Source organism: Lacticaseibacillus suihuaensis (genome assembly GCF_054785075.1).
Map to the genome: position 1 here is coordinate 1 of NZ_BAAGBJ010000032.1, position 2234 is coordinate 2234.

Genomic DNA, 2234 nt, shown 5'->3' on the forward strand with positions numbered 1-2234 from the left:
TGCAATTGAAGCCTTTGATTCAGTCCCAGTAAGAAATTCCTCTACCGCTTTAACCTTTATTTCCATCTGAATCTTGGTCATAGAAAAACCCCCAAAGTCGTTTCCAACTTTGAGGGTAAACGTCATTCCTGCTTTCTTGTTTAGCTAGCACTAACAAGAATAGGTCTTCATGGCCTTTATGGTCTAGTCGTCAGGGTGTTGCACTTGAATTGTAAACTGGGGTATCTACTTATTATTCCCGCGTCCACGCATGCTAGATAATCCAAATAGAGAACCTAAAATAGCTACGACACCAGCTAATACAGACGTAATATTAATCGCATCTCCAGTTTGTGGTAAAGTGTTATGAACTAAAGCTTCTTTTTTATTTTCGGTTGTTTGAGGCATGCTTACTGTATTTGTAGATGGCTGAGATGAGGAATTATTGGTTACTGAATTAACAATAGACGATGGTTGATTATTAATGTTAGTTTCGTTATTTGCACACTGTGAGGCAAGATCATAGCCAGTTTTATAACCAGTAATGTAGTCCTGCCCGAACGCAGTACCAGGCCTGAAGGCGTACCCAGACTTGAAGTCTTGAACCCCTTGATTAAATCCCTCCATCCATGACAGGGCTGCTTTATATGCCTTGTTTGCCAAAGCAACGTTTGCTGCAGCAACTTCAATGTCTTTTTTTGCTTTGTCAATAATAGGCTGCTGTTTATCTTCTTCTTTTTTCAACTCAGCTTGTTTCTGAGTCAACCAAGTATTTGCTGTATTTGCCTTTGACTGAGCATCATTAACAATCGCCTGTTTGCGGTTGATCCATCCCTGAGCGGTTTGAATTGTTACGTTTGCCGCATCAATAATTGGCTGTTGTTTAGCCTGTTCCTTGGCTAACTCAGCTTGTTTCTGAGTCAACCAAGTATTTGCTGCATTTGCCTTTGACTGAGCATCATTAACAATCGCCTGTTTGCGGTTGATCCATCCCTGAGCGGTTTGAATTGTTACGTTTGCCGCATCAATAATTGGCTGTTGTTTAGCCTGTTCCTTGGCTAACTCAGCTTGTTTCTGAGTCAACCAAGTATTTGTTGCATTTGCCTTTGACTGAGCATCATTAACAATCGCCTGTTTGCGGTTGATCCATCCTTGAGCTGTACTGATTATTTTATTCTGTGATAAAACAGCTGCGTCACGAATACCTTTTTCTTTCTTTAGATCTTGGTAGGCCTTCTGGAGTTGAGTTTCAGTGGCAGCCTTCTCTTCATCGGTGATTGCAGCCGCATGTGCTTTTTGAGCAGCATTATAAGCTGCTTGTTTGCGATTAACAAAGCTATTTCGAGTAATAATCTCAGCATTTGCTGTATCAATAATTGGCTGTTGCTTAGCCTGTTCCTTCTTTAATTCTGCTTGCTTTTTTGCTAACCAAGTATTTGCTGCATTTGATTTTTGCTGAGCATCGTTAACAATTCCTTGTTTACGGTTAATCCACCCCTGAGCGGTTTGAATTGTTGCATTTGCTGTATCAATAATTGGCTGTTGCTTAGCCTGTTCCTTCTTTAATTCTGCTTGCTTTTCTGCCAACCAAGTATTTGCTGCATTTGATTTTTGCTGAGCATCGTTAACAATTCCTTGTTTACGGTTAATCCACCCCTGAGCGGTTTGAATTGTTGCATTTGCTGTATCAATAATTGGCTGTTGCTTAGCCTGTTCCTTCTTTAATTCTGCTTGCTTTTCTGCCAACCAAGTATTTGCTGCATTTGATTTTTGCTGAGCATCGTTAACAATTCCTTGTTTACGGTTAATCCACCCCTGAGCGGTTTGAATTGTTGCATTTCTTTGTTGATTTACTTGGTTGTAAACCTTTGTAGTAGATTTGAGAGCGTCAGCTAATTGTGCAATTTTGGCTTCTTGTGACTTTTTTGCGGCCGTTACACGATTACATACTTGAGACAGCTTTACGGAGCAATAACTTGTTTGAGCTGAAGCAAGTGTTGCAGGAAAAGTACTTAAAACAACGGCAGAAACACTAACAATTCCCAGAAATGGTAGCACCCTGTTTTTCATAATTACTTCCTCCACAAGATATTATATTTTTTACAAATTAATTATACTACTATTGTAACGCAAATTGCAAGAACAAGTTAGCCACCCCATGGCACGACACCGTGAGATGAACTGTTATCTTTGATGAGTTGAGTTAGCTGGCTACGACTACCTTGGCAGCTCGTCGCTGAGCTCGAGCGCGCTCA

Annotated in this window: 1 protein-coding gene; it reads right to left on the minus strand. The window is 40.5% G+C overall.

What is annotated here, in order from left to right; all coding sequences use genetic code 11:
- Positions 1–225: 225 nt before the first annotated feature.
- Complete coding sequence (locus ACYVRZ_RS13055) at positions 226–2049, minus strand: LPXTG cell wall anchor domain-containing protein (protein ID WP_461227461.1); 1824 nt, start codon at positions 2047–2049, stop codon at positions 226–228.
- Between the last annotated feature and the right edge of the window lie 185 nt (positions 2050–2234).

Bases quoted from the DNA above. Each gene is read 5' to 3' on its own strand.
- ACYVRZ_RS13055 (WP_461227461.1), bottom strand. From the start codon at position 2,049: ATGAAAAACAGGGTGCTACCATTTCTGGGAATTGTTAGTGTTTCTGCC.